General features: G+C 44.1%; 23 protein-coding genes. 14 read left to right on the top strand and 9 right to left on the bottom strand.

The features are described 5' to 3' along the window. Window positions 1-3: 3 nt before the first annotated feature. A complete protein-coding gene (locus tag B7P33_RS02405; protein ID WP_097440354.1) occupies window positions 4-828 on the top strand; it encodes a DUF4249 domain-containing protein in 825 nt (274 codons plus the stop codon). 75 nt (window positions 829-903) lie between these two features. On the opposite strand, the gene B7P33_RS02410 is transcribed toward B7P33_RS02405, so the two are convergent. Beyond that, on the bottom strand, window positions 904-1947 hold the full coding sequence (locus tag B7P33_RS02410) for a DUF4421 family protein (RefSeq protein ID WP_216359345.1): 1044 nt from the start codon (window positions 1945-1947) through the stop codon (window positions 904-906). Window positions 1948-2084: 137 nt separating this feature from the next. On the opposite strand from B7P33_RS02410, the gene B7P33_RS02415 reads away from it, so the two are divergent. The 10 genes from B7P33_RS02415 to B7P33_RS02460 all read left to right on the top strand — a co-directional run bounded on the left by B7P33_RS02415 (window position 2085) and on the right by B7P33_RS02460 (window position 14137). Further along, window positions 2085-2579 carry a DUF2867 domain-containing protein gene (locus B7P33_RS02415; RefSeq protein ID WP_097440356.1) on the top strand — a complete coding sequence of 165 codons (495 nt, stop codon included), beginning with the start codon at window positions 2085-2087 and terminating at the stop codon, window positions 2577-2579. A 60-nt stretch (window positions 2580-2639) separates the two neighbouring features. Continuing rightward, a complete protein-coding gene (locus B7P33_RS02420) occupies window positions 2640-3089 on the top strand; it encodes a hypothetical protein (RefSeq protein WP_097440357.1) in 450 nt (149 codons plus the stop codon). 153 nt (window positions 3090-3242) lie between these two features. Then, window positions 3243-4742 carry a sodium/pantothenate symporter gene (locus tag B7P33_RS02425; RefSeq protein WP_097440358.1) on the top strand — a complete coding sequence of 500 codons (1500 nt, stop codon included), beginning with the start codon at window positions 3243-3245 and terminating at the stop codon, window positions 4740-4742. After that, window positions 4735-6234: a class I adenylate-forming enzyme family protein gene (locus B7P33_RS02430; RefSeq protein WP_097440359.1), complete on the top strand. Its 1500-nt coding sequence runs from the start codon at window positions 4735-4737 to the stop codon at window positions 6232-6234. The genes B7P33_RS02425 and B7P33_RS02430 overlap by 8 nt, the downstream gene beginning before the upstream one ends. Before the next feature lie 134 nt (window positions 6235-6368). Continuing rightward, window positions 6369-7235 (top strand): alpha/beta fold hydrolase, encoded by an 867-nt coding sequence (locus tag B7P33_RS02435; protein WP_097440764.1) that lies wholly within the window; start codon window positions 6369-6371, stop codon window positions 7233-7235. 220 nt (window positions 7236-7455) lie between these two features. Further along, window positions 7456-8880: a hypothetical protein gene (locus B7P33_RS02440; RefSeq protein WP_097440360.1), complete on the top strand. Its 1425-nt coding sequence runs from the start codon at window positions 7456-7458 to the stop codon at window positions 8878-8880. A gap of 143 nt (window positions 8881-9023) precedes the next feature. Continuing rightward, window positions 9024-11492, top strand: coding sequence for a TonB-dependent receptor (locus B7P33_RS02445; RefSeq protein WP_097440361.1), 2469 nt, complete (start codon window positions 9024-9026; stop codon window positions 11490-11492). 7 nt (window positions 11493-11499) lie between these two features. Continuing rightward, window positions 11500-12282: an alpha/beta fold hydrolase gene (locus tag B7P33_RS02450; protein ID WP_097440362.1), complete on the top strand. Its 783-nt coding sequence runs from the start codon at window positions 11500-11502 to the stop codon at window positions 12280-12282. Continuing rightward, complete coding sequence (locus tag B7P33_RS02455) at window positions 12275-13045, top strand: 3-hydroxybutyrate dehydrogenase (RefSeq protein ID WP_097440363.1); 771 nt, start codon at window positions 12275-12277, stop codon at window positions 13043-13045. Before B7P33_RS02450 ends, B7P33_RS02455 begins: the two co-directional genes overlap by 8 nt. A gap of 183 nt (window positions 13046-13228) precedes the next feature. Beyond that, window positions 13229-14137 (top strand): LytTR family DNA-binding domain-containing protein, encoded by a 909-nt coding sequence (locus B7P33_RS02460; protein ID WP_097440364.1) that lies wholly within the window; start codon window positions 13229-13231, stop codon window positions 14135-14137. Between the two features lie 27 nt (window positions 14138-14164). Here B7P33_RS02460 and B7P33_RS02465 read toward each other — a convergent pair whose 3' ends face one another. Together B7P33_RS02465 and B7P33_RS02470 are read right to left on the bottom strand one after the other, a co-directional pair. Continuing rightward, entirely contained in the window at window positions 14165-15199 is a 1035-nt protein-coding gene (locus tag B7P33_RS02465; protein ID WP_097440365.1) for a pirin family protein, read from the bottom strand. Between the two features lie 2 nt (window positions 15200-15201). Further along, window positions 15202-15633, bottom strand: a complete 432-nt coding sequence (locus tag B7P33_RS02470) for a MarR family winged helix-turn-helix transcriptional regulator (protein WP_097440366.1) — start codon at window positions 15631-15633, stop codon at window positions 15202-15204. Between the two features lie 180 nt (window positions 15634-15813). Between B7P33_RS02470 and B7P33_RS02475 the strand changes: the two genes are divergently transcribed. From B7P33_RS02475 to B7P33_RS02485, 3 genes are all read left to right on the top strand, one after another. Continuing rightward, a complete protein-coding gene (locus B7P33_RS02475; RefSeq protein WP_097440367.1) occupies window positions 15814-16437 on the top strand; it encodes a class I SAM-dependent methyltransferase in 624 nt (207 codons plus the stop codon). 134 nt (window positions 16438-16571) lie between these two features. Continuing rightward, window positions 16572-17117, top strand: coding sequence for a DUF2975 domain-containing protein (locus B7P33_RS02480; protein ID WP_097440368.1), 546 nt, complete (start codon window positions 16572-16574; stop codon window positions 17115-17117). A gap of 2 nt (window positions 17118-17119) precedes the next feature. Further along, complete coding sequence (locus B7P33_RS02485) at window positions 17120-17332, top strand: helix-turn-helix domain-containing protein (RefSeq protein WP_097440369.1); 213 nt, start codon at window positions 17120-17122, stop codon at window positions 17330-17332. 120 nt (window positions 17333-17452) lie between these two features. Here B7P33_RS02485 and B7P33_RS02490 read toward each other — a convergent pair whose 3' ends face one another. The 6 genes from B7P33_RS02490 to B7P33_RS02515 all read right to left on the bottom strand — a co-directional run bounded on the left by B7P33_RS02490 (window position 17453) and on the right by B7P33_RS02515 (window position 26963). Next, the gene (locus B7P33_RS02490; RefSeq protein WP_097440370.1) at window positions 17453-17944 is read right to left on the bottom strand and encodes a GNAT family N-acetyltransferase; all 492 of its coding nucleotides are present in this window, start codon (window positions 17942-17944) and stop codon (window positions 17453-17455) included. 4 nt (window positions 17945-17948) lie between these two features. Continuing rightward, the gene (locus B7P33_RS02495) at window positions 17949-18431 is read right to left on the bottom strand and encodes a MarR family winged helix-turn-helix transcriptional regulator (RefSeq protein ID WP_097440371.1); all 483 of its coding nucleotides are present in this window, start codon (window positions 18429-18431) and stop codon (window positions 17949-17951) included. A 63-nt stretch (window positions 18432-18494) separates the two neighbouring features. Next, complete coding sequence (locus tag B7P33_RS02500) at window positions 18495-23318, bottom strand: DNA repair ATPase (RefSeq protein ID WP_097440372.1); 4824 nt, start codon at window positions 23316-23318, stop codon at window positions 18495-18497. Between the two features lie 119 nt (window positions 23319-23437). Then, window positions 23438-25504, bottom strand: coding sequence for a flotillin family protein (locus tag B7P33_RS02505; protein ID WP_097440373.1), 2067 nt, complete (start codon window positions 25502-25504; stop codon window positions 23438-23440). Window positions 25505-25509: 5 nt separating this feature from the next. Then, a complete protein-coding gene (locus B7P33_RS02510) occupies window positions 25510-26253 on the bottom strand; it encodes a hypothetical protein (protein ID WP_097440374.1) in 744 nt (247 codons plus the stop codon). Then, window positions 26253-26963 carry a PspA/IM30 family protein gene (locus B7P33_RS02515; protein ID WP_097440375.1) on the bottom strand — a complete coding sequence of 237 codons (711 nt, stop codon included), beginning with the start codon at window positions 26961-26963 and terminating at the stop codon, window positions 26253-26255. Before B7P33_RS02515 ends, B7P33_RS02510 begins: the two co-directional genes overlap by 1 nt. Window positions 26964-26966: the final 3 nt, after the last annotated feature.

A 26966-nucleotide genomic window follows, 5' to 3' on the forward strand; every position in this document is an offset into this window, starting at 1 on the left:
GCCATGAAAAAGTATCTTTTATCGGCTTGCGCCATAGCATTATTATTTGTTTCCTGTACCGAGACCGTCGATGTCGATTTGAACGATGCCCCTGCCCGGTTGGTCATTGAAGCCTCTTTAGATTGGGAAAAAGGCACTACTGGAGCCAACCAAACTATTTTGTTGAGCACCTCTACCGAATATTTTAATGAAACGCGTTTTAACCCTGCTTTAGGGGCCACCGTGCAGGTTACCAAACAAAATAGTGGTACCGTGTTTTCCTTTGCCGATCAAGGCAATGGCAGTTACACCATTAACGATTTTGAACCCGAGATCGGAGCTACCTATGTTTTGGAGGTTCTATTTGACGGTAAGACCTATAGGGCCGAGGAAACCCTGTTGGCGGTTCCGGAGATCGACCGTGTAGAGCAGTCTACCGAAGGGGGTTTTGACTCAGACGCCATCGATGTCCGCTTCTATTTTACCGACCCAGAGGGAGAAAACTATTATTTGGCCAAATATGTGGCCACAGACAATCCTGTACCCACGCTTGAGACCCGAGATGTAGAATTCTCAGAGGGCAACGAACTCTATTTTCAGTTCGAGCCAGACGATGACAATGAACTGCAGCCCGGCGATGTCATCGACTTTAACCTTCATGGTATTTCTGAACGGTACTACAACTATATGAGTCTTTTGACCGAACAGGCCGAAGGCGGTGTTGGCCCATTCCAGACCACCCCTGTACCTTTAAAAGGGAACTGTATCAACATTAACGACAATTCGGACAATGCCCTGGGATACTTTAGGGTGACCGAGTTGAGCACGACCTCATATACCGTGGAATAGTTTCAGGTTAGGTTATTCAATTATTCCATCAAAGGCCTGCTTATGCGGGCCTTTTTTATATGGATTCCGTATGGGTTAAAATCCCGTCTTACGTTCTACCCAACTAAAAGGCTCTTCAATAAATCGGGGCGCATCCAATCGTATGCCCACGTACAGGATTGAGGCCGTATTACTTTTTTGGTACGGAAAAACACTATAGGCGAACTCTTCTGCGGAGCCTTCCACCTCAAAGCCCGCAAAAAAACGTTTTGAGCTATAGCCCATAGACATGCTGCCTCCTAAACCCATGATATAATCTAAAGGGGCATGGGTATTATTGATATAATCTTTTTCCAAAGATACCCCTGCCCCCAAAACCCCACTGAGGTTAAAAAAGAAATCGTCCCAAAAAACCCAGGTATAGGAATAGCCCCCACTGACCACAAAATTCATTTTATGCTCACGAATGGGAAAGGGCAGGCCTATAAGTCCGGCCTCTTCTTCATTTAGATCATACTCTTGAAACTGGAACTCAAAGGAAGGGATAAAGGCGCCCGCACTCTGAAGTTGCTTTTCCGTTTGTGCCTTAATGGCTCGTAACGAAAAACGATCCCCAAATATATAAGAGGTCTTGTAACGATAGGTTTGGGTTCGGAGCTCTGGTAATAACTCATAAGGCTCATCTCCAACCAAATAATAGCCTTGTACATTTTCATACTCTAAGATATTATAGGTGCGGCCCAAATTAAAACGGAAACCCAAACGTCTGAACTTGGTCTCCCCTTTTAAATCGTCGTCTTTATTGTCTGGCAAAAAACCCGGAGCAAAGTCAATGGCTACCCCTAAAAACTTATAATCCAACGAAAGACGCATGAGCACCTTTTCGTTAGGGGCCATTTCCAAGAGGGTATCGTCTTCCCCTGTATCGGTAATCAGTGAGTTTATGTCGGTATTTAAATCCAACTTGAACTGAAGGTAATCGAACAAAGGCCTTCTATAAGTGGTATCCCGGGGTGAAGAAAAATTAAACAAAGGTTTATCATCTTCCTGCCCGTAAGCGGATGGCAGGCCGAACCAAAAAAGACCCATCCAAAGCCCAAAAACAAAAATTGGCCTTTGGCAAATCTTCAATAGTAGCATAGGGACATTTAAAATACGTTTCAATTTCAAAAGTACCGAATTCAAGTTTATCCTACACATTAATCGACCTACCGGAAGGCCAATCAAGTTGATATATTTTAATTTTGTCCTTAGCATCATATCAAGCGGACCCCATCATGAAAAAAACAAAAAAAGAGAGGACTTATCTATTGGAATCGGACCAGGGTTGGTTGCCTCAAATCGATTTTTCCGATACCATCTCAACCACCAATCACCTAGACAACTTAGAAGTAATAGCCAACAAAATCCTTGGGCAGTTCCCAAGGGGCATTCGCTGGCTTTTCGACCTTAGAAATCGATTGGTATCGGTATTCGGACTCAAAACCGATATCCCTAAAGATTACCATGTTCGGTATGAAAAAGGTGGTTATATCGGCTTTTTTCAAATCTACGACATACAACCCGACCAATTAGTTATGGGTGCCGACGACAAACACTTGAATTTTAGGGCCCTGCTCTATAGAACCCAAGATTCGGAATTCAATATAAAAATGACCACTTTAGTGCAGTATAACAACCGTTTCGGAAAAATTTACATGAGCCTCATTGCTCCTTTTCATGTGTTGGTGGTCAAAAAAATGGTGGCCCAGGCCTTTGTGGCGAAAGAATAAAGGACATTATTTTTTGTCCCAATGTATAATCCTGTTGCGTTATAGGGAAAACTTTACTTTATGAACTTCAATTCAACACTACTGTTCACCCTAACTATTACGCTGTTAACCTCTTGTAAAACACCAAAAGAAAACACACCTTTCGAGAGATTGACAGGTTCTTGGGAAAGACAGAATGACCAAAACCGCCAAAAAACTTTTGAGTATTGGGAAACCTCAGCATCTGATTATATCGGACATGGGTATACCCTTCAACTGGGAGACACCCTAAAACAAGAACGGATGCTTATCCGAAAACAAGGAAGTAATTGGGTACTCGGTGTTAAAGTCCCTGAGGAAAAAGACACGGTTTTCTTTGCACTCAAGGCCATGGACGCCCATTCTTTTTCCTTTGTAAACGATTCCATCGATTTTCCGAACCTGATTCAATATGAATTTATGGGAGATAGTCTCGTAGCCCAGGTTTCCAATGACGAATTCCATATCGATTTTCTTTTTACTAAGAAATAACCCAAAGGTCACATAACTATACACATCTGTTTTTATGCTCTTTACGACACATTAACCCATAAATACACAAAAGTCACACCATAAATAAAATGGAGATGCTTGGCCAAATGACCAATTAGTTTTTACTTGCTGGGATACTGTACGCTATACACTATGCAACAACCCGATTCTTGGTCCCAATACATTTGGATACTACTTGGCCTATATGCCCTTGTCATTTTGTTTTTTGTTATCCGGGGAGCCAAAAAAGCCAAAAATATTTCGGATTATGCGGTAGGTAACATCGGGTTTCCGTCTTGGGTGGTTGGCCTTTCTTTGGCCGCCTCTATGACCAGTGCCGCGACCTTTATCATCAACCCTGGTTTTATAGCCCTATATGGGGTTTCGGGCTTTATTTCGTTTGGTGTCGTTTTTCCGTTGGCCGCCATTGTTTCCTTGGTCATATTCACCAAGGGTTTTGCCAAATATGGTAGTGCGGTTAAGGCCACCACCATGGCCCAATGGATCGGAACCCGATACAAAAGTAGGTCGTATGCCTTTTTCTTTGGGGTAATCGCATTGCTTTTGATCACCTTTATCGTGTTGATCAATGTCGGGCTCACCCAAGTTATTGCCAAGGCTGCCGGGGCCGATCCTTTTTATATTTTATTAGGGATAACGGTTTTCGTTTTTGGTTATATGATGTTCGGGGGGGCTAACTCTATGGTCTATACCAATACAATACAGGCGATTATTATGTTCGTGGTAGCCCTAATCCTTATTTTTTCCGGAGGTGAATTTTGGGAAGGCGGATTAACGGGACTACTTGAGGAATTACAGTCAATAGACCCCAGCCTAACCCAAAGCACGAACCCTTCAAGTTTTCTATTTCGGGATTATTGGGAAATCGTGGCCGCCCAAATCGTAATAGGGGTAGCTGTGGTTTGCCAACCCCATATTATAACCAAATCCTTACTTTTAAAGGACACCAAAAAGGTGAACAACTACCTTTTTAGCGGAATAGCCTTCGTGGTCGTTTTCTTTTTAGTGGTCTTGGCCGGACTGTATGCCCGGCTTACTTTTCCGGATCTTCAAGTACAAGGGACCAGTTTGAAAATGGATGAGATCATTCCGACCTATGTGGTCGAACGTTTTTCATTAGGAATTGGCTTGATTATCGTGGTAGGTCTCATTTCAGCGGGATTATCCACTTTGGAAAGCCTTATCCAATCCCTGGGGACCACTATCACTTCCGATATATTGAAACCACTATTCCCAAAAACCTTGGAGAAAAGGGCTTTTGGTATAAACAAACTGGTTATAGTGCTCTTAGGGGCTGTTAGTTTTTGGTTTAGCTGGCAACAACTTACCAATCCCAATGTTAGTGTGGCCATTTTTGCCCAAAATGGTGTCTACGCCTATTTCGCTGCGGCCTTTGTACCCGTACTTTTTGGCACTTTCTTAAAAAAGGTACCATTGTACGTGGTGTTTACCGCCAGTTTGGTAGCCATTGTAGTGCACTTTGGGGTATATTACGGTAGAATAGGACCCTATATGCAAGAACCAGTAAACAATCCGGGTATTTCCGCTGCCTTGGGCATCATCATTTCCTTATTGGTCGGTCTAGGTTTATTCTGGGTCTCAAGAACAAAAAACACACGGGCCGATGTTTGACTGGATTGGAAAATGGGCAGATTACACGCCACACAAAGTAGCGGTTTCGGCATTAGGTTCCGATAACCATTATACCTACGCCCAATTAGATCTTTATGCGAATACATTACGTGGGTACCTAACTATGTTGGGGCTTTCGAAAGGTGACCGTATCGCTGTATTGGCCGAACATGGCTTGCCCTATATGGTGCTTTTTGCGGCCTGCCAAAGGGCCGGAATTATTCTGGTACCACTCAATTATAGATATGCCACTACAGAACTAGACCGTATCTTAAAAGACTGCAACCCTTCTTTACTGGTTTATGATTATGCCCAACTGGAAAAATTCGTCTCTTTAGGTGAGCTTCCGGCCGAGCACCTTTCTATGGATACCCTTATGGAAATATATTCGGCCCCGGGTATTCAGGAAACATCAACTTATCAAATCGCTGAAGACGACACCCTTTTTATCTTTTATACCTCGGGTACTACTGGGCGCCCCAAAGGGGTCATCTATACCAACCGCATGCTGTTCTGGAACAGCCTTAACACCTCCATGCAACTGGGCATTACCTTTCGAGACGCTACCCTAAATGTGGCACCGCCATACCATACCTCGGGTTGGAATGTATTCGTTACCCCCCTACTCCATAAAGGGGGCCATGTTACCCTTATGGATCGTTTTGACCCTGACCAAGCCCTATTCTATCTCGAACAACAAGAGACGACACTATTTATGGCACTACCCACCATGTTGGGCATGATGCAGGAATCACCTGTTTTCAATCAAGTTCAACTCAAAAAACTCCGCTACATAATAACGGGTGGCGAGGCGGTACCCCATGATATGGTCATGCATTGGAAAAAGAGCAAAGATTTAAAGATTCGTCCAGGTTACGGTCTCACTGAGGCCGGCCCCAGTATTACTTCTTTACATCATAATATGGTTACCCAAAAACCCGGATCTATAGGTAAACCCAACTTTTATCTAGATGCCCGGATCGTTGATGATAATGGCGCATCGGTTGCCCCCAATGAAGTAGGTGAACTCTGTATTCGAGGCGATGTGGTAACCCCTGGATATTGGAACAACTCGGTAGAGACCAACAACAAGATAAAAGAAGGCTGGTTGTACACAGGTGATTATGCCCAAAGCGATGCCGACGGCTATATTTATTTAAAAGGTCGTAAAAACGATATGTATATTTCTGGGGGAGAAAACATCTATCCGCAGGAAATTGAAATTGTACTTACTGGTTTATCCGGCATTGATTCTGCTGTGGTTTTCCCAATAAAAGATGTGAAATGGGGTGAATGTGGGGTTGCCTTTGTTACCCTAAATGACCCCGATTGGGACCAACAGCAAATACGCGCACGGCTTCAAAACCTTCTCGCACCTTATAAACACCCAAAATACATATTCATTCTCGATCAAATTCCCCGAACCAGCCTTGGTAAAGTCTCAAGGAAAAAGCTACGGGCCTATATACAATCCGTAATGGATAGACCATAAAAAAGTATTAAAACACCCATGAAAATCACTTTTGACCCCAATCGGTAATGAAGTTCCCACAGATGAAAAAAATAACCACACTCCTTCTCGTTTTTATCACTTACGCTTCCATGGCACAGCAATCCGACACACCCATGAAATCGATACTCGCCCCCTATTCCTTTCCTACGGAACATTTTATGACAAAGGGAATGGAAATCAACTATATCAATGTGGGTAAAGGCCCAAAAACCTTAGTATTCGTTCATGGTTTGAGTAGCAATCTGGAAGCTTGGTCCAAAAACATTTCGGAATTGCAAAACCAATTCCAATGTGTTGCCTTAGACCTTCCGGGCTTTGGCCGTTCTTCAAAAAATGCCCCGGCCTATACCCCATCGTTCTATGCCCAGACCCTTTTGGCGCTATTAGACCATTTAAACCTTGAGCAAGTTGTGTTGGTCGGGCACTCGATGGGCGGTCAAGCCAGCATAGCTTTTGCACAACACTATCCGGACCGATTGGAAAAACTGGTTTTGGTTGCACCTGCCGGTATCGAGACCTTTACCGAAAAAGAAGCGGCAACATTGAACCAATTCATGAACCCTGAATTGGTTAAAAATACTTCGGAGGCCCAAATAGAACAGAACTACAAATTAAATTTTTACGCTATGCCGGCCGATACCGAAACCATGATTCAAGACCGAAAAAATATTCGAACCGCTGCAGATTTTGACCAGCATTGTATCGCCATAACAGAAAGTGTGTCGGGTATGCTGGCCGAGCCCGTATATCAAAATCTCGGGGATATACAAAAGCCGGTCTTGGTGCTTTTTGGTGCGCAAGACTTGTTGATCCCCAACCGATTCCTTCACCCCACCCTAACCACTTCGGGCATTGCCCAGACTGCTGTGGAACAACTCCCTAACGCAACCATGGCATTGATACCGGAAAGTGGGCATTTCGTGCAATTCGAAAAGCCCAACGAAGTGAATAGGGCTATACTCAAATTCCTTACCCCCTAAGGAAATACGCATTTTGAGAAAACTTTAAAAAATCATCGGTAAATTAGAGACTGTTTTGAAATGTGTGATTGGAATTTTTACAGGTTATTTTTGATGCCTTATAAGGCAAAATTTTTAAGCATAGCAGGGTTACGGTTTAAAATTTTTACGAAATAGGGCGCAAAAAGAAGCATAAAAAAACAATTGACATATTTCAAAACAGTCTCTAGGGTAAATCCATATGAAAACACCCTTAAAAAAATTCACCGCCTTTAGCCAAGGCCTTTTGCCCCACGAAGCGGTTTATATCGGAAACCATCAAAAGTTCGTGGATACCGAAAAGCGCAACATTACCCTGCGTTTAGTTTCCAATGCCACCAACCCCGATAAAATCCAAGCTTTTGACGAGCGAATCAACAAAAGAAAATATTCTTATATAAAGCAATGGATAAACGATAAACTCGAAAAACTGGATGTAGATCGGCGTACCCTTTGGCTGTTGGATCTCAAGCAAAAAATTCAATTAGATGCCATTTCGGCCGAAGAGGAAAAGGAACTAATACAGCATATCGTTGGATATAAGTCGTTGGATTACAATTTTATGAACCTGTACGATTTGGCCCAAGAATATCGGGCTTATCTATTGATACGGATGCGGTACCAAGACCATAGCATACTTTTCGACTTTTTAAATACGTGGCAACCACATTTCCAACGGGCCAAAGACATACAAGCCAAACTATATGAGGCCACAGCTGAGATTACGGACCAATATACCTTGAACAACCAAGAAACGCGCTATTGGGAAAAGTGGTTGTTAAAAGTATTCCATACCGAAACCATAGACGGTAAAAACCGCTATCAAGCCTTCATCTTATTGGCCTTTATGTACACAAACTACCAAGATCATGGTAAATTGGCCGATTTATTTGAAAAAATAGACCAGCTTTTCAATCAGGGTCAAATGTACTCTAGACGTATCTTGTGCAATTACTATGCTAGCCGGGTCTTGATGCACTCCAAGGCCAATGATACGACCCAGGCCGAGTATTATGCATGGCTTTCGATAAAGCATTATAACAACGATACGATAATGTATGTGAACAACTTGGTTGCCATACTTCTTAAAAACGGCAAGGCCAAGGCCGCATTTTCACTTATGGAAGCCTATAATGACCTCTATAAGGCCATTCACAACCACCATCAAAGAATAGGGTTTTGTTCGTATAAAATACGTGTACTTTCGGAACTCGGAAAAAATAGCCTGGCCGAATCTTTGGCGAAAAACTTTTTGCGCACGTATAAAGCTCAAATCCTGCAACACCGTTGGCATCATTTTTTTACCTCGTACTTGAATAGCCTTATCGCCCAGGAAAAGTATGCCGATGTCCTAAAAACGGCACGCAAATACCATTTGGACAGTTTGGAAAAGGAAAGACGCAAAAAGAAGAACTACGTTCCTAATATTTCTTGGAGCATCTCCCTTTCTAGGTATATGGAAGGGTTGACACCAGCCGATAGGTTATTGGAAGAAATCAAGGAACCTATGCAGGATCTTTCCCCATCACCAAGTCAAAAATCTTTACTGATCCAGGTCATGGATAAACTCTCACGTAATCTTCCAGAGGCTTTTTCAGAGCTAAAGTCACAGCTGCTAAATGAATAACCTATACCTTGTAAATCAAAAACATACATCCTTATTGTTTTCACCATTACCTAAAAGGTCACAGCAACAGAAAACACTAGCCCACTTACTCTTGCCCTAAAAACAACATAGTTTGCATGCCTAAGAACTCAAACTACTTGATCATGAAAAAAATACTGTTCTTCCTCTGTATACTAATCGGAGGGCAACTCATTGCCCAAGACAAAGGTAGTCTCAGCGGAACCATCAATGACGAAAATGGCGTTCCCCAGTTCGGGGTCAATATCTTGGTTGTGGAAGCCAATAAAGGTGCCGTAACCGATTTTGATGGGAAGTATGAAATTGCCGGCCTTGACGCCGGAACTTATACGGTTCGGGTTTCTTCCGTGGGGTATGGCACCCAAGAACTAAGCACAACGATTTCTGCTGGCACTTCGGCCACTTTAAATGCGACCATGGCCGCAGCAGCCAGTATTCTTGACGAGGTGGTTATGACCGCCAACAAAAAAATACAGAAAGTCACCGATGTGCCCGCGACAGTAAATGTAATCCGGGCCAAGGACATCAAGCAATTCCCTAGTTTTAACGTGGGCGAATTAGCCGCCCGACAAAAAGGGGTCGATTTCGTGCGTACCGGGGTCTTGGGTACCGGATTGAATATTCGCGGTTTCAATTCGGCCTTTAATGCCAAAAACCTACAGGTTACCGATGACCGTCTTTCTACCTTAATCGCCACCGGGCTACCTTTTGGCACTTTTAGCACCGTTACCAAAGACGATATTGAACGGGTAGAAATCCTTTTAGGCCCAAATGGTACTTTGTACGGACCCAACGCCCACAATGGCTTGGTAAGTACCCTTACCCAAAACCCACATAACACACAAGGTACCACTTTCGCCCTCGGGGCCGGTAACCAAAGTGTGCTCACTGCCAGGGTAAGACATGCGCAGGCCATCAACGAAAAATGGGCCTATAAATTACATTTTGAAAAATCGCAAGGTACCGAGTTCCAATATGTAGACACCGTTTACGTTGGTGACCGCGGTTATGAGGAATTAGGGCTAGACCGTGATTTTGACAACCTAAAATATGGTGGTTCAGTTTATTTTAGACCTTCGGACGATTCAGAAATCGTTGCTTATTACGGGCATAGTAATAACAACAATATAGGCGTAACCAATGCCGGCCGGAACCTCATCAAAGATTGGAGTATAGATATCGCTCAGCTAAAATTCACCTCAAAACATTTTTTCGCCAACGTTTATCATACTTGGAGTAAGACCGAAGACACCTACGCCATGAACCAGCGTACCCAGAACTATGTGTCGTTCATAGAAAACGGGTTTTCGGAAGAAGAAGCCTTGGAACGCTCTTATACCGAGCAATGGATACCTGCCTTTGGTGTCGCTGTACCCCGGGGTGCCATTTTTAAAGATGCCTCAAAACGTTTTAACAGTGAATTGCAGTACAATAACAATTGGGATCAATTTTATTTAACCGTTGGCGGACAATACCAATTGGATATGGCCGATTCTAAAGGCACCTATTTATTAGATCAGGACGGCTCCATAGACATAGGTCAAATCGGAGGTTATGCCCAAATGGAATACAAACTCAGCGAAACCGGCTGGAACTTTTTGGCCGGAGCCCGGGTAGACAACCATGAACTATACGGCACCAACTTTATTCCGAAACTGGCCGTAACCAAATCAGTCGGTAATGGCACCTTTCGAATTACCTATGGCAAAGGTATTGCCGTACCATCCATACTAAATTTAAAAGGAAATCTTTTTGGTGGATTGGTAATTGGAAATGGCGAAGGATTCACCCTCTCTAACGGGGAAACCATTGAAAAACTAGATGTTGAGACCATTAATTCTTTCGAAATCGGATATAAAGGCAAGGTGGCCGATAAACTATTTATCGATGCCAACGCCTATTACAACCAATCCGAGAATTTCTTGTCGCCATTGCGCAATATCGCCAATGCCGCCGAAGGTGTATTCGTTACCCATGTGGGCGACCAACCTATTAGTGAGATTATCCCAGGGGTAGATGCTTCCCCTTTCTTACTTACCTATCAAAACTTTGGAAAAGTAGATACATACGGTTTCGATATAGGATTGAATTATTATTTTACCGATGCCTTTAGGGCCTCACTTAACTACTCTTACTTCGGCAGGGATTTAGACAAAGACGACCCGAACAACGACGGTAATGGAGATGGCCAAGTCTTGGAGACGGAATTACCGATCAATACCCCGAACAATAAATTAAGCGTTGGCCTACACTATACCAAAGGCAAATTTTATGGGGCCTTATTCGGGCGTTGGGTAGAAGATTACGATTTCTTTTCCGGTATAAACATCGCGGCCAAAACACAGGACCTTAATGGCGATGGCACCAACGACATCATAGAAAATGCCCGTAACGGACGTACCTGGAACTACGGCCCCTTAGGCGGATTTACCGTAGATGCCAATGCCGGTTACTACATATCGCCAAGCCTGAGCATTGGTGCCAGCGTTACCAATTTATTCAATGCGGAAGTACGGGAATTCGTTGCCTCTCCGGTAATCGAGACCCTTTTCTCGGTTGAGCTGAAGTATACCGTAGATTTTTTCAAGAAATAAGCCGCCCATGCCCAAAATAGGTGTGAACCATATTGAATTAGATTATACCGACCTAGGCCAAGGTAGCCCTTTGGTGTTGCTACATGGCCTAGGTTCTACAAAGGCAGATTGGGAAGCCCAATTAGCTGCCTTTGCCGACGCATACCGCTTAATCGTTCCCGATTTACGCGGGCATGGCGCCTCTACCAAAACCGATTGTGAATTTGGGGTTAGCCAAATGGCCCAAGACATCGTTGAACTTCTGGACAAACTAAATATACCCCAAGCCAGTTTTGTCGGTTTTTCCATGGGTGGGGCGGTCGCCTTTGAATTGGCCCATACACATCCAGACCTTGTAGACAAACTGATTATTGTGAACAGCGGACCCGATTTTAATGCCATGGGGCAATTCGGGGAAGATCTTCTAAAAACCCGTACCCAAAGGTTGCAAGAATTAGGTATGGCCCAATTGGCGGCAGAAATTAGCCAGAATATGTTTCCCGAACCGGAACAAGCTATATTACGCCAAAGTTTTACCGAACGCTGTGCGGCCAACCTACCAGAGGCCTATCTAAAGAGTTTTACCACCCTAATGGCATGGGGTATGGGAGAACGACTACAAGACATACCGCATAAAACCTTGGTAGTAGCCTCAGATATGGACTATACCCCCGTCTCTTTTAAGGAAGCCTATGTGGCACGCATGCAGCAAGCGGAACTAGTTGTTATTACCAATTCAAGACATGGGGTAGTTTTAGATCAACCCGAAGAATTCAATACAACCGTTTTAAAATTTTTACAAAATGCCTAAAGTAGCTTTGATTACAGGAAGTACAAGCGGCATTGGCCTAGGCGTAGCCGAGCACTTTGCGCAAAACGGCTATGCCATTATGTTCCATGGGCTTGAAGTCAATGGGGCGCAAATTGCCGCGGAGCTAGGAGCCAAGTATCAGGTTGCCACTTCTTTTTCCAATGCCAACCTCTTAAAACCTGAAGCCATTGCTGAATTAGTGAACGAAACGGTGAGCCAATTGGGTCGTTTGGATGTTTTGATCAATAACGCCGGAATACAATACGTGGCCCCCTTAACCGATTTTCCAGGTTCTAAATACGAAAACATTATCGCCATTAATATGAACGCCAGCTTTTATGCCTCTAAAGCAGCCTGGCCCCATATGGAAAAACAAGGTTTTGGCCGAATTATTAATATCGCCTCGGTACATGGTTTGCGCGCTTCGGCCTTTAAAACCGCTTATGTTGCCGCTAAACATGGTGTGTTAGGTATGACCAAGGTAATGGCCTTGGAAGGAGCCAATAAGAACATCAACTGTAATGCCATTTGCCCTGGATATGTAAAAACCCCATTGGTTGAAGGCCAAATCGCCGATCAAGCAAAATCGCATGGCCTTTCTGAAGACGAAGTAGTAACCGAAGTGATGCTTAAAAAACAAGCCGTAAAGCAGTTTGTACCCATTACTGCCATTGCCGATATGGCTCTGCTTCTGGCCAAGGACGGCAGTGAAACCATTACAGGCACTACCTTTACCTTAGATGGCGGCTGGACAGCCCAATAAAGAAGTAATTAGCACAACAATAGAGTTGGTTTAAGTGTTTGAAGGGGGATTTATACTATAAGTCCCCCTTTTTTATGTTTGGGTGTTTTTTAACGCAGCGGCAACTTCCGCGTCTTTCTTTTAACCATTTGTTATGAAGGGTGCACAAACGCAGAGGCTATTTTAGCGCTTCAAATCTACTGCATGAAGTTTTGGAATTTCCTAAACAGTCCTAATATCTATTTTAAAACCGGACCGGACCGTTGGCGATATATGTTATCAAGTATACTATTCGCCTCCATCTTCATTATCGTATTCCTACCTCAATTTGCCGATGACGAGGAAAAAGTGATGGCCAAGATCCATATCATACTTCCTAAAGGAATTATGGCCATCAGTTTGTCAATTTTGTTAGGGCAACTTTTTTCCCAATTCCTTTTACCAAAACTCTTCAAATTCAGGCCAAAACAATTAAAGGGTTTATTATGGGTATTCTTGATCGAGGTTATTCTAATCACTACCCTTTTTGATTATTCCGAGAATATCTTTTTCTATCATGTTGATCATGACGACTGCTATATCTACAATAGTGTAATCATTGACACACTATTTTTATATACTTCGTTCGTGATACTGATTTCTTACCCTTTTATCGGTAACCTTTTATATCAACACATCCATAATTTACGCACTACCATTGACGGCTTGGAAGGTGAGCTTCAACACATAAAATCGCATTATGCCAAGTTAGCCAACCAAAATCCGGGGCGTATCGAATTCAAAGATGAAAACGGACAATTGCAGTTTAGCTGTGAATGGGCCAAACTGTTATACCTTAAATCGGATAACCAATATGTAGAAGTATTTTCTGAATGTGACGGTAAACTGGTTAAACAAGTGGTGAGGAACCGGTTGAAGAATATTTTGGATCTCGCCCCAGAGGGACCTTTGGTTCGTAGCCACCGATCATATGCCGTAAATATGATGCGGATCAACCAACTCAAAAATCAAAACCAAAAACAATTTTTACAACTCGATTCGAATACAGAGGTTTTGGTTCCCATATCAAAAACCTACTTGAACGAATTACGCCAAGTAGGTTTATCTAAATAGTCTCGAAGACTTCTGAATCTAGGGTAACTAAAGGGTATTTGCCTGAGGTTTCTCCACTCGCCCATCGGCATGTTTGGCAAAACGACCGGCATCTTGGGCATGAACATACTCTTGTTCCGGCCAGGGCCATCCGCCAAATTGTGTTCGCCCGTAATCGCGCATGGTCTGCCGAATCTCTTCCTCGGTGTTCATAACATAGGGCCCATATTTTACCACAGGTTCGTTTATCGGCCTGCCTTGAAGTACCAGCACAAAGCCTGTACTATGACCGTTCCGAATTTCTAAATCCTGACCGGCATCGACCACCACATGGGAGCCTACGGGGATTTGCCCTTTATCGATTTCCAAATTACTTCCCTTATAGAAATATAGCGCCCTGTTTACCGCAGGATCGGTAGCAGGTAACCGCCAACTGGCTTCAGGATCTAATTTTACGGTTAATACAGTTACCAAATTCAATGGATCGGCCGCCCATGAATCGGGGGTTGGCGGCAAAGCTTGTATCCCATCATAGTTTCCAGCGATGACATCGGTTTCGGTGCCCCTACCGGCATCATTTTTTTGTACCACTTTGGGAATGGCTTCTTTCCACAACATTTTAAAATGTGGGGCGACCATTTTCTTTTTGGCCGGCAGATTTAGCCATACCTGAAAAATCTCCAAGGTATTTGGGGCATGCTCATTGACCATAGGAAACATTTCGGAATGTTGCACCCCTTTACCGGCCGTCATCCATTGTACATCACCGGCACCAAAACGACCTGAGGCACCCAAGGAATCGGTATGATCCACTACCCCTTCCTTATTAATGGTTATGGTTTCGAAACCACGATGCGGATGATACGGAAAACCAGGTATACGCTGGCCATGGTACATACGATAGCCATCTTTCAAATGGAAATCCTGCCCTATATTCCTGCCTTGCATTTTATCTATGGAAAGACCCATGCTACCATTGCCTTCAGGATATTCATCCCTATGGTAGGCACAAAACAAAAAGGGATCTAAGGTCTCCCATGGAAACCCTAACGGTCTAACTTCTTTAATCAATTTCCTATCCATAACTACAACTTTAATTTATCTAAAATACGTGTGAGCTGAACAGCCTCCTCCTTCGAAAGGAAATCACTGAAAAAGTGACCCACACTGTTTTTTGCTTCTTTATAGGCCGCTTCAAAGGTGTTAACACCCTTGGCGGTAAGGCCTATGGAGAGCATACGCCTATTCTCGGCATTTTCGGCCCTATCTACCAACCCTTTGTCTACCAACCGATCCATCATTCGGGTAAGGTCGGGTTGCTGCACCACCATTTTCGACTTTAACTCTCGTGCGCACAGGGTTTGGGGTGCAGCTTCATACAACAAATGCAATACATTGAGTTGGGCATGGGTTATCCCAAAAGGCTTTAAGGCCATCTTGATATTACGGCTCAAACGTTCCGATACCCCTAAAAAGGAAAAATATGCCAGTGGATATGCGCCTCGCTCCAATTCCATGTTTATTTGTTTTAAACGTTATTTGTTTACAACAGCAAATATACGTTATATTTTTCGATTTTGGGATTTCATACCCTTCCGTATCTAATCGCTACCTTTTTGGCAAGCTGAACAACCTTACCCTTTTACGATTCAAAAAAACTTCAAAACTTCCTATTTTTGCCTTCCTAAATTTCACTTATGGAGACTTTTGACCGTACTGCCCATTGGCAACATATCTATGACACCAAAGCGTTGGATTCGGTAAGCTGGTACCAAGCCATACCCGAGACTTCCTTGGCCGCTATCGGCAAGGCCCAATTACCAAAAACCGCCCAAATAATCGATATAGGAGGTGGCGATAGTTTTTTGGCCGATCATTTGTTGGCAGATGGTTATGAGGGTTTAAGCGTATTGGACATTTCGGAGAAAGCTTTGGCAAGGGCGCAAGAACGATTAAACGAAAAGGCCACCAAAATTACATGGATCCAAGCCGATGCCGCTCATTTCTCCCCTACCCAGCAATATGACCTATGGCACGATCGTGCCGCTTTTCATTTTCTGACCGAAAAAACGGAAATACAAAACTACCTGAACACATTAACGAAAAGTATAAACCCGAACGGTTGGGTAATACTGGGCACCTTTTCAAAAAACGGCCCCACCAAATGCAGCGGTATCCCCATTACGCAATACAGAACCGAAGATTTGGAACAACTTTTGCCCGCCCCTTTCAAAGTAGTTACCGCCTTCAACATACAGCATCCCACCCCTTTTAACACCCTACAAGAATTCAGCTTTTGTGTTTACCAACGTACGGAATAATGCCCCTGGCATTACAACCAAAAAATTAAACCGCTGATTATCAATTATCAATAAAATCAATTTATCTTTTTCAAATATTTAATTATTGTTTTTCGATAATTTGTTATAGTATTGCAATAACAAAATCATCGATCATGAAAAGCAATACCCAAAAAACGACAACAGGTTTCAAGGCCTTTAACACTATTTATTTTATCGGAAGTGCATTTGCCGCATTAAAACTATTGGACTACCTACAATGGACCGTTCAATTGGTACGTAAATGGCAATTGCCCGAGGCCCCATTCTTCTCCAAGGTGAACCTATCAGGCTTGGACAACGAGATGTCCCTTACCGCCTATCTTGTATTTGCCCTAGCCTATATATTGGCCTTTAGCTGCATCATTCTTGGTCTATACCAATTAAAAAATCTGAGTAAATTTTTTGAGAACAATGCCATATTCCAAAACGAGATCAGCAATGCCTTTTTAAAAGCTGGAAAGTGTTTTCTGGTTTTTGCCTTCGGCACCTTCGCCATTGATGTAGCCTTATTGCTTTGGAACCTGACCAACAGCAGGGTAATAGACCTCTTGTCTACCGAACTGATCGTATTTACCATACTAGGGTATATCATGTTCTTTTTGGCCGATGTATTCAAAAAAGGCATCCACCTACAAGAAGAAAACGAATTAACGATTTAGTCATGGCCATAGTAGTGAATCTAGATGTGATGCTGGCCAAACGGAAAATGCAATCCAAAGAGCTGGTAAAGATACTTGGGATTACCCCGGCTAACCTATCCATACTAAAAACCGGGAAGGCCAAAGCCATACGCTTTACCACCCTTGAAGCCATTTGTGAAGCCCTGGAGTGCCAACCTGGCGATATACTGGAATATAGGAAGGAACAGGAATAATCAAGCAAGACGTAAACACACCCCAAGTAAAAAGCCCCCATCGAAGAAGATGAGGGCTACCAAACCAAACTAACCATCTGGCGCTAAACGCCAAACGGCTACAAAGATAAGATAATTCGGTCACATATCATTACTAGTGGGTAGCTCCAGCCAAAGTTCCATGCGAATATCGGCCCGTTCATAGGGAACATCTGCCGGTAACGGAATTTCCCGAAAGCCTACTTTTTCATACAACTTTAAGGCCGGCACCAACTTTCGGTTCGAATCTAAATACAATCGTTTTATTTGTTCACCCCCAGCAAAGGCAATGGCATGATACATCAATTTTTGTCCAATTTTAAGGCCTTGGGCCTTAGGGGTAACGGCCATTTTAGACAATTCAAACCCTTGGTCTTCCCGATTGATCAAAGCCACTGTACCCACAGGCTCACCTTGGTATAAAGCCATAAAAATATAGCCCCCGGCATCCAATATATACTGTTGCGGATCGGCCAATACTTTTCTGTCGTAGGGTTCCACTTCAAAAAAAGCCTCGAGCCACTCCAGGTTCAGGGCTTCAAAGTCAGCAGCATGGTTTTCTTGGAACGATACCATAGTAATCTGGTTCTGCATGGCCTTAGGTTTTTAAGTTAGCTAAGGTGCGCTGCCTAAAGTCTTGTTCCTTTAAGCAAGCCTCCATATGGGCCAGTTCCTCCAACATACGACTTTGAGGTGGTAACAATTCAGAAATTCCGGCTTCCCCGGCCTGCCATACCTCCTTAAAATAGGGTAACTGTTTTTTGGCTTTGGGCGTCAAATGCAAAGGTTTTTTACGGGTGTCGGATTCAGAAACTCCCCGTACCACATAATCCCGTTCACTCATTTTTTGGATCATGTTCACCACCGTAGGATGGGAAAACCCCAAGCGTTCGGCAATTTCAACCGTGGTCAGGCTTTGGTTTTCTTCCAACAATTTAAACACCAAGTACCAATTGGGTTCTATATCGAGCCCGATTTCTTTGTACAAGGCCCGGCACGAATGAATCATTTGATCGGAGATACGCTTAAAGCGGGCCGCCAAGGCATGGACTCCTATTTCTTTGATATAATCTTCCTTCATATATGTAGTTGACTACACAAATATACCAAATATCTGATTTTTCCCGCTTTGCCTTGTATCTAGCTACTCCTTATCGTTGAGCAAGGCCTTTCGAATCCCTTCCAAATGTTGTCCGAAACGGGTGAGCTCACCAACTACACGTTCAATTTGTCCGTGACTGCTTTGGGCCGCTTGGGAAAGAAATGTAGTTTTAATGGCATTCCAACGCTCTAGTTCTTCTACGGAAATCACCCCAGCCAACTCTTTATACTTTAACAAATTGGCTTCGGCAGCAGCAGTTAAGGTCTGGGATTCGTTTTCGTAATGTCCGTCGATAAGTCCTTGCAGTTCTTCCGGATTCATTATCGGGATTACCTTGGAAGCCATCTTATTCATATCGCGATAGGAACCTTGTAGCTTAAAGGCCGGTTCTTCGCGATATACATCTTCCATAGAGGCCGATTTAATATAGGTGGCATTCACCTTTAATACAATATCCCGTACTTGAAGCATTTTGCGCAACACCCCCATATACGCATCGATCTCTTGCGGACTATGGTTGCCTTGCATTTGAAGCCCCTCTTGACTTTCTTTTTCAATGGCCTCCAATAGCGTATATACATCTTCGTAATGGCTATTGGCCAAATCCCGTAAATACGGATTGGAGGTCAGGGCGTTTTCAATTAAACTTAGTTTGAACAAGCGATCGGACCCCCCGATAATATCGCCCAAATTATAGATATCGGCCCGGTTGGCCAACATATCTGGAATCTGGAATTTTTCACCGGATTCGGTATAGGGATTCCCCGCCATGATCACACAGAACTTTTTCCCGCGAAGATCATAGGTCTTGGATTGGCCGTTATACACTCCTTCAATTTTCCGTTGCCCATCAGCCAAGGAAATGAATTTCTGTAAAAACTCCGGATTACAATGTTGGATGTCGTCTAAATACAACATTACATTGTTCTCCATTTCAAAGGCCAGGTTTAACTTTTTCAGTTCCTCTTTGGCCGTTACCGAAGTCGCGGGGCCCGGATCAACGGATACCACATTATGGCCTATGGCGGGACCATTCACCTTTACAAAGGTCAGCCCCAGTCTGTTGGCCACATATTCCATTAGGGTGGTTTTACCATAACCCGGAGGCGATATCAACAACAACATACCCATACGATCGGTACGCTGGTTACCCCCAACCGTACCCAATTGTTTGGCCAGGTTATCGCCAATTAAGGGCAAATACACTTTATCTATCAATTGGTTGCGTACAAATGAAGACAACACTTTGGGTTTAAACTCACCCAAGCGCATGGCCGCCCTTTTCTTCCCCACCCATTCCTTGATCTTTAGACGTAAGTTTTCGAACCCAGGACGGGTATGGGTATCGAAATGCCCTAGGCGCTCCATAAAAGCATGATAGTCGAAGGCGTACCGCCCTTCTGAAATCGACTGATGGTCGCCCATTAAATTTCCCAAGGAAACTAGGGGGTCGGTGGGGTTACTATGTTTTCCTAATAGGCTTGGGAATAAAAGCAGTCCACACGCCTCCTTTTCGTAAAAGCTATTTTCCCCTGTCGCTTGTACAAAAGCGCCCAACCATTGCTGTGCCAGCTCCATTTTATCTAGCAAAGAAGCACTTTGGGCTACCCCTTTTTGAAACAGGGCCTCCTTATCTTTTTCCTTTAAAAATTCAAGAAAACGCTCCTTTAGACCAAGTGCCTGTTGTGATACGGTATAGCCATTTTCCCGCTGCAGTTCTTTGACCAAATACCCTGCCATTTGCCTGTTATTCTCGGAATCTACCAAGCCAGTGGTTTCCATTAACCCCATAATATCAGCTATGCTTTGATCTAAGGTATTGGCATGGGGAAAAAGTTGGGCTATCTGACTTACGCGCATCACCTTTTCCCTGATACTTTTACGTTCAGGCTCTTCCAAGCCGAACCAAAATAGCAGGGCATTGCTACGAATATCAGGGGTAAAAGTGAGCACTCCTAAGGCCTGATGGGTTCGGTGCAACACCTTTAGGATCTGTAAGGCATCTTGATCATGCACCCCTTTTATATATCCTTCATTATAATGTTCGATAATATAGTCGGCTATATGCTCCCCTAATGCCTCATCGGACTCCAAACCACTTCCATTCAGGCGTAGAAACACCTTATAGGCCAAATATTCGGCCCGGTACACCTTATGGTTCTCACTCGGAATGGATTGCTCCCAAAGTTCTGAGGATGTCGGGTTTTCTTCTAGGATCCGTTCGTAAAAATTGGTGCCCGATAGATGAAAGTGGGGCGCTCCGTTCCGATACAGCACCGAAAGTTCCAAAGGTTGTCTATTGACACCGAATTTGTGGTTCCCTAAACGGATACTGTCTTCCCCATCTTCAAACAACTCTTGGCGGTCTTTTAATCGCCTGAGCACTTCCTCCTTCAGGGTTTTTAAACGGGTATCTAATTCTTCGGCCTTTCCGCTTTCTTCCATCTCCTGAAGTCGCTCGATCAAATCGTAGGTTTTGCCTACCATGATATCGGAGGCAAAATAGCCATGTATGGCCTCGGCCTCAGTAAAGGTTTTGGCCTTGGTACCCACCCCTTTTAAAATACGTTCGGCCGATTTTACGATCTGTTGTACTTTTTTGTTGCGTTCCTGCAGTAAAAAAGCCTTCCGTTCTTCAAAAACATTATACAGATCTTCGCGTTTGGCCCCAATTTCATCTACGAATTCGTCATATTCCGAAAAACGGGCCTCCATTTCTTCTAGCTGAACCGAAATCTTGGTCAGAAAACCATCGCACTTATCGGCCGTATCGGCGATATCGAGATAATTGATCACACTTTGTTCCAGCAACTTTAATTGGGCCCCAAAATCACTTTGCGCCTCCAAAGCCCCCAAACTCTTACGTTTCCCTACCAGTTTGGCCTTGGTTTGGTTGAGTGCGGTAAATATGACCGAAATAGCATCGATGATCCGGGCCGTTTGGGTGGCATCTTCTATGTTAAGATTGTTCACCACCTCGATCAACAACTCCAATTCCTCACCAATCTCGGTCAGTTTCACTTCAAGGTCTTTGGCCTCAACCACCTTTTTCACCTTGTCGATAGCGGCATGGCATTGCTCCACCTTTTGGGTATACGGATCCAAAGCGGATTCCTTTAACAGAAACCCAATGCATTGCTGAGAGACCTTTTCATTCTGTTCCACGGCCATTTGATCGATCGCCTCCAATACCCCCATATCTATATAGCGTACCTCTCGGGTGGCAATGATCTGGCCCCGAAGCTTTCTGAGTTCGGAAAGGGTCTGAACGAATTCTTCAATAGACTTGAACTTGGCGTATTTTATGGTATCGAAAAGCTGATCGGAACTCGCTTTCAACGCCTTACCCGTGCTGACCGCATTTTTACGAAGGGCCACCACTTTTTCGAACTCGTCTATGGCGGCATCGGCCGTATCTTTAATGGCTTGTAACGGTTGGTCCAAGCCCCCCGTATCGGCTTCTTTGATCCAATAGTAGGAGTCCAAAATATCCATGGCCTGTTTGGCCAAATCGTCGTAAAGCCCGTCGTAACTATCTTCTTTTTCGAGCAAATAGATCAGTTCGTGACACTCGGCCATGGCCTTGACGATATCTTTGTTCCCGATTTTAAACACCAAGGTATCGGCATTGGGGTTTTGGCCCACATCTTGTTTCCCGAAAGGGGTTTGCCAAATTTGCACTACATGGTGTTTGGTGGCATCGGCCTCTGCCTTAAAGTAACAGAGCTGCCCCTGGGGTAAAATGGTAAAACCATTACAGATTATAGGTGTTTTTACCTGTTGTTCAATGATATTGTAGGGCAATATCAGGTAGACCCCTTCCTGCTTTTGATAGAAAACGAACAAATGATCTTCGCCATTTGTTGCTTGTATCTGCCCCTGGAACAATACCTGGGGTACGCTTTTTTCAAAACGCTTAAAAGTACCCGTCTGTAAATAATATCCATTCGGAAACAATAGACCTTGATCGTCGGGTAGGCGTATGGCCGCATCGGCCAGACTATCTACCTTCATCACCTCTTTTACCTTGTGGTTATAGATAAAATAGCGCGGATCTTCTTGATATGGGGTGATCTTTAAAGGAATAAGATTCCCCAGATCGGCATAGGCATAATCGGCATCGTCCAAGGTTTGGTCGGCATAGGCTACCGGCTCTTCCAAAATGCCCTGTCCTTCATCGGTATTATCCTCGATTTTTATGGTGAGGTCGCCGCCTACCGTTTCTACGAAAACCTTGTCTTCGATAGACACATGGGGGTGTTTACCGTACCTATGCATTTCACGGGGCGGGGTTTGCCAGCGGAACTGATATTGATCGGGGTACACATATTCGTGATCCGAACGGTTGTCTATGTACTGCAACCCATTATCGCGCACCAACCATTTAAAGGTCTTGATGTCGGTAGGATCTTCGCTCACTTGAAAAACCATATGCAAGTAATTACCGATCCTGGCGAACTTGGCGAATATGGTATTTCGGTAATACTTGTACAGATTCTCGAAATCGGTCTGGAACTCCGTAGAATCGAAAAGGCCCAAATCGATAGGATGAAAATGTCCCTCCCGAAATTCATAGGCACTGAACACATCGGAAATCTCGATCTTGTTCCTTAGCCCAAAGTGCACATTATAACCGAAAATACATCGATTATCCAAGGCAACAATATCGCGAGCAATGCAATTATTATCCGTATTAATACGGTCATTTGCTATAAGTTTGAATTCAACGTTACCAAATACATCCTTCCGTTTCTGGTTGAGTTCCTGCAAACGGGTTATCAAATCGGCCTTTTGATCATCTAAACGACTTCGGATAATCTCATAGGTGCCTTTCTCAAGCTGATTTTGCGCATGCTCTTGAGCCATATACTTGTATATAGAATTGGAAAAAAGAATGGAGGTCTGCCTACGGTAAAATTATCCCTAGGATCCTATTACGGGCCAATCAAAGTGATGTCCCTGAGTCGGCAGGCCTCCGTTCCCAATTATCCTAGCCTTTTATCGCCCAATCCTAAAGAACGGACGATATTGGCCAGGTTTAAAAACTGCTGTTTTTGAGTGTCGTCTGTAGCCTTATCTTGCAGTTGAAGCAACAGATTGGCTATGGTCAGGTTTTTGATATCGGTGGAGGTTATACCGTATTCCGAAGCAAAATCACGGATGCGATCCAACAATTGACCTTGGTATTCGCCATCGCCCAATAAGGCCTGTTTTAGATCTTGGATGTTTTCAGAATGGTTCACCAATCGGTCGAAACCTTTGGCCTTGGTTATCTGACCAACGATCTGCTCAAAGAACATGCTTTCACCACCCACAATATCGATATTGGAGGCTTTTAAGGCTTCTGCGATAACATGGGCCTGGGCGTCGGCAATATCTTTTTGTATACCGATCTCGGCCAATTCTACCTCTTTCTCTTTATCGAGACGTAGTTTGAACTCTTCGTGCTCTTTACCAACACCATCCAACTTCTTCATGGCTTCGGCTTTTTCTTCTATACCTGAAGCTTCGGCCACGGCCTTCTCTTTGATTACTTCGGCTTCGGCCATACCATCTAACTTCTTGGCATCGGCCTTGGCCTTGATACCCGTAGCTTCGGCTAAAGCTGTTTTCTCGATAATGGTAGCATCTACGATACCCTGTCGCTCGCTGGCATCGGCCTTGGCATGCATAACTTGTGCTTCCGAAATACCAATGGCAGCCTCTTCTTTGGCGCGGGCCTCGGCAATGGTCTTACGGGCATCGGCCTCTTTTACGGCAGCCTCTTTTTGGGCTTGTGCCTCGATCAATAACTCTTCGGCCTTTTGACGTGCGGCTTCTTTTTGGGCCTCTGCCTTTTTCACCTCCATAATCAGGTTTTCTTGGGCGGCTGCCTCGGCATTGGTTACCGTTACCTGCTTTTGACGGTCGGCGCCCTTAAAGGCCTCTAGATCTTTGATGTTCTCCTGTTCCTCGACCACGTTTTTCTCTAAGGCCACCCGGTCGCGGATCACATCTTGAATGTTTTTCTTCTCTACCTCAACTACCTTTTCCTTCTCGATTTGGGCCAAGGTTACGATACGCTCGCGCTCGGTAGCTTCCAACATACGGTCCTTCTCTACCCGCTCTGTTTCTACCGCATCGGTACGTTGCTTGTTCTTGGCCGCCACTATGATCTGGCGATCTTTGTTCTCTTCGGCTACGGCCAATTTCTCATCGGTGGCGATGCGGGCCGTCTCGCCTTTTAGGCGTTCTTCTTCGGCCACTTTTTGGATCGCCGCATCTTCGCGGGCCTTTATATTGGCTATTTCCCGTTTTTGCTGCTCTTCTTTCTCGGCCAATTGTTTGTCGAGTTCCAAAATGGCTTCCTGGGCCTCTACATCTTGCTTGCGGATTACTTTCTCCTCTTCCCGTTTGATCAAATTCGATTTCATGTTCTGGGTAGCGGTAAGCTCCGTGATTTTTTTGATACCCTCGGCATCGAGAATATTGTTCGGACTCAAATGCTGAATGTCGGTCTGTTCCAAATAATCAATAGCACAATCGTCCAATACGTATCCGTTCAGATCGGTACCGATAATATCCAATATCTCGTCGCGGAATTCCCTTCGGGCTTCGTATAGCTCTATAAACTGGAACTTTTTACCCACGGTTTTTAAGGCTTCCGAGAATTTGGCCTCGAACAGTTCTTCCAAAGTTTTCGATTCGCTGGCCCGGGCACAACCTATGGTTTGGGCCACATTGATAATATCTTCCTTGGATTTGTTTACCCGAACAAAGAAAGCTACCTTGATGTCGGCACGCATATTGTCCTTACAGATCAAACCGTCCTTACCCAAACGATCGATCTGAATTTTTTTGACCGAGATATCCATCACCTCCACCTTGTGGAAAACCGGAATAACATAAAGCCCCTTGTCAAAGGCTACGGCCGTTCCCTTGAACCCGGTACGTACCAAGGCCTCCCCTTGTGGGATTTTTTTGTAGAACATGGCTATTAGGGCAAAATAGCCGATGAGCAATACTAGAATGGCACCTACCGCCATTCCTACAATCGATAAAATCGTATCCATTCTCTTTATTGGTTTTTATAAGGTTGTACAAAAAATGTATTGGGTTTTTCCCCTTTTTCAATCAGTAATACCGTGTCTCCGCGGTTTATGGCCTCCCCATTGATAGCATAACCATACACTTTAATCGGGTCGTCTTCGATGACCACTTCTACAAAGCCCATTTTTTCACCTTGTATGGTCGACAGCATAATACCCCGTCGCCCGATAAGATCCAATGGCGCATCGCCTTGTTCGTTAAAATTCCGGAAGAAGGACTTAAAAGGAGCGGTAACCCATTTGTTTATGAACAGGGCCGGAAGCAACATGCCCAACATGATGGCAAAACCCAAAATATTGTTATAGGTAAAGGTCATATAGGTACCAAGCACACTAAAAAGCCACCAGAACAAGATCAAAAACGACAGGGTGAACAAAAAAGGCAGACCGACGAAGTTGAAATAGATCAAAAATACCTGTAGGTAATTCAGTTTGCCCCTACGGCGTACATGTTTCTTATCTACTTCTACATTAGAAGCGTCTTCGAACTCAAAGCTATCACCTACTTGGTGGGCCGTATCCAACTCTATATCCGCATCTACATCGGCATCAAAATCGAGCTCTACATCGAAATCGGTGTCTATATTGACCAAATCGGTATCCAAGCCCGCGATAATGGTTATAATCCAGTACAGCAGACAGAGTCCCAACAAAAGGGTGGGCACCAAATTGACCTGCGAAAAAATGACCTGTGCTACTTCCGATTCGAACATTAATCTTCTTTGTTAAGTCCGAGTTGCTCTTTTAACTTATCCAGATCGCTTTGGGCATTGGCCTCAGAAACATCGACGGCCTTGTCGATCTCTTCATCTATGGATTTGTTGGCATTGGCCATTTCGCCATAGGCTTCGGCCAGGGCTTCTTCCTCAGCCACACGATCTTTCATCTTTTCGAGCAGGCTTACCGTGCCCGAACTATCGATCTCGGCCATTTGCTTGTTCAGGTTTTTAGTAGCCTTGCCCACTTTTACACGGGCTTTAAGCGTTTTAAGCTCGTTTTCCCATTTGGTGATATTGGTTCGGATCTGTTTTACGGCCGATTCGAGTTTTAGCACGGAAGCTTCCATTTTTTCAGATTCTTGCTCGCTTTGTTTTTGGCTTTCCAAAGCCTGCTCTTTTAACAATAAGGCTTCTTTGGCCAAACGCTCGGCCTCGGTGAGCTCCATATCCCCTTTTTGGGCTTTCTGCAATAAGAGGGTGGCTTTGGAATGGTAGGCCGCAGCCTTGTCTTTATGCGAGGTAATATCGTTCTTAGATCGTATGGCCAATGCTTTTACCTTGGCCAAGGATTCCAAACCTTTTTCCAGGTCTTCCTTTAGGTCACGAATGCCTTGCTCGGTCATTTTAATGGGATCTTCCAGTTTATCTATACTGGCATGGGCCTCTGCCTGCCCTATTTTGAATAATCGTTTAAAAAAGTTCATCGT

Source organism: Sediminicola luteus, assembly GCF_002514735.1.
Classification (GTDB): Bacteria; Bacteroidota; Bacteroidia; order Flavobacteriales; family Flavobacteriaceae; genus HQA918.

Coding starts and splice junctions, on each gene's coding strand:
- B7P33_RS02510 (WP_097440374.1), bottom strand. CDS start 26,253: ATGTTCGAATCGGAAGTAGCACAGGTCATTTTTTCGCAGGTCAATTTG.
- B7P33_RS02450 (WP_097440362.1), top strand. CDS start 11,500: ATGCCCAAAATAGGTGTGAACCATATTGAATTAGATTATACCGACCTA.
- B7P33_RS02445 (WP_097440361.1), top strand. CDS start 9,024: ATGAAAAAAATACTGTTCTTCCTCTGTATACTAATCGGAGGGCAACTC.
- B7P33_RS02460 (WP_097440364.1), top strand. CDS start 13,229: ATGAAGTTTTGGAATTTCCTAAACAGTCCTAATATCTATTTTAAAACC.
- B7P33_RS02405 (WP_097440354.1), top strand. CDS start 4: ATGAAAAAGTATCTTTTATCGGCTTGCGCCATAGCATTATTATTTGTT.
- B7P33_RS02505 (WP_097440373.1), bottom strand. CDS start 25,504: ATGGATACGATTTTATCGATTGTAGGAATGGCGGTAGGTGCCATTCTA.
- B7P33_RS02490 (WP_097440370.1), bottom strand. CDS start 17,944: ATGCAGAACCAGATTACTATGGTATCGTTCCAAGAAAACCATGCTGCT.
- B7P33_RS02430 (WP_097440359.1), top strand. CDS start 4,735: ATGTTTGACTGGATTGGAAAATGGGCAGATTACACGCCACACAAAGTA.
- B7P33_RS02465 (WP_097440365.1), bottom strand. CDS start 15,199: ATGGATAGGAAATTGATTAAAGAAGTTAGACCGTTAGGGTTTCCATGG.
- B7P33_RS02500 (WP_097440372.1), bottom strand. CDS start 23,318: ATGGCTCAAGAGCATGCGCAAAATCAGCTTGAGAAAGGCACCTATGAG.
- B7P33_RS02495 (WP_097440371.1), bottom strand. CDS start 18,431: ATGAAGGAAGATTATATCAAAGAAATAGGAGTCCATGCCTTGGCGGCC.
- B7P33_RS02435 (WP_097440764.1), top strand. CDS start 6,369: ATGAAATCGATACTCGCCCCCTATTCCTTTCCTACGGAACATTTTATG.
- B7P33_RS02425 (WP_097440358.1), top strand. CDS start 3,243: ATGCAACAACCCGATTCTTGGTCCCAATACATTTGGATACTACTTGGC.
- B7P33_RS02515 (WP_097440375.1), bottom strand. CDS start 26,963: ATGAACTTTTTTAAACGATTATTCAAAATAGGGCAGGCAGAGGCCCAT.
- B7P33_RS02485 (WP_097440369.1), top strand. CDS start 17,120: ATGGCCATAGTAGTGAATCTAGATGTGATGCTGGCCAAACGGAAAATG.
- B7P33_RS02475 (WP_097440367.1), top strand. CDS start 15,814: ATGGAGACTTTTGACCGTACTGCCCATTGGCAACATATCTATGACACC.
- B7P33_RS02410 (WP_216359345.1), bottom strand. CDS start 1,947: ATGCTACTATTGAAGATTTGCCAAAGGCCAATTTTTGTTTTTGGGCTT.
- B7P33_RS02420 (WP_097440357.1), top strand. CDS start 2,640: ATGAACTTCAATTCAACACTACTGTTCACCCTAACTATTACGCTGTTA.
- B7P33_RS02480 (WP_097440368.1), top strand. CDS start 16,572: ATGAAAAGCAATACCCAAAAAACGACAACAGGTTTCAAGGCCTTTAAC.
- B7P33_RS02415 (WP_097440356.1), top strand. CDS start 2,085: ATGAAAAAAACAAAAAAAGAGAGGACTTATCTATTGGAATCGGACCAG.
- B7P33_RS02470 (WP_097440366.1), bottom strand. CDS start 15,633: ATGGAATTGGAGCGAGGCGCATATCCACTGGCATATTTTTCCTTTTTA.
- B7P33_RS02440 (WP_097440360.1), top strand. CDS start 7,456: ATGAAAACACCCTTAAAAAAATTCACCGCCTTTAGCCAAGGCCTTTTG.
- B7P33_RS02455 (WP_097440363.1), top strand. CDS start 12,275: ATGCCTAAAGTAGCTTTGATTACAGGAAGTACAAGCGGCATTGGCCTA.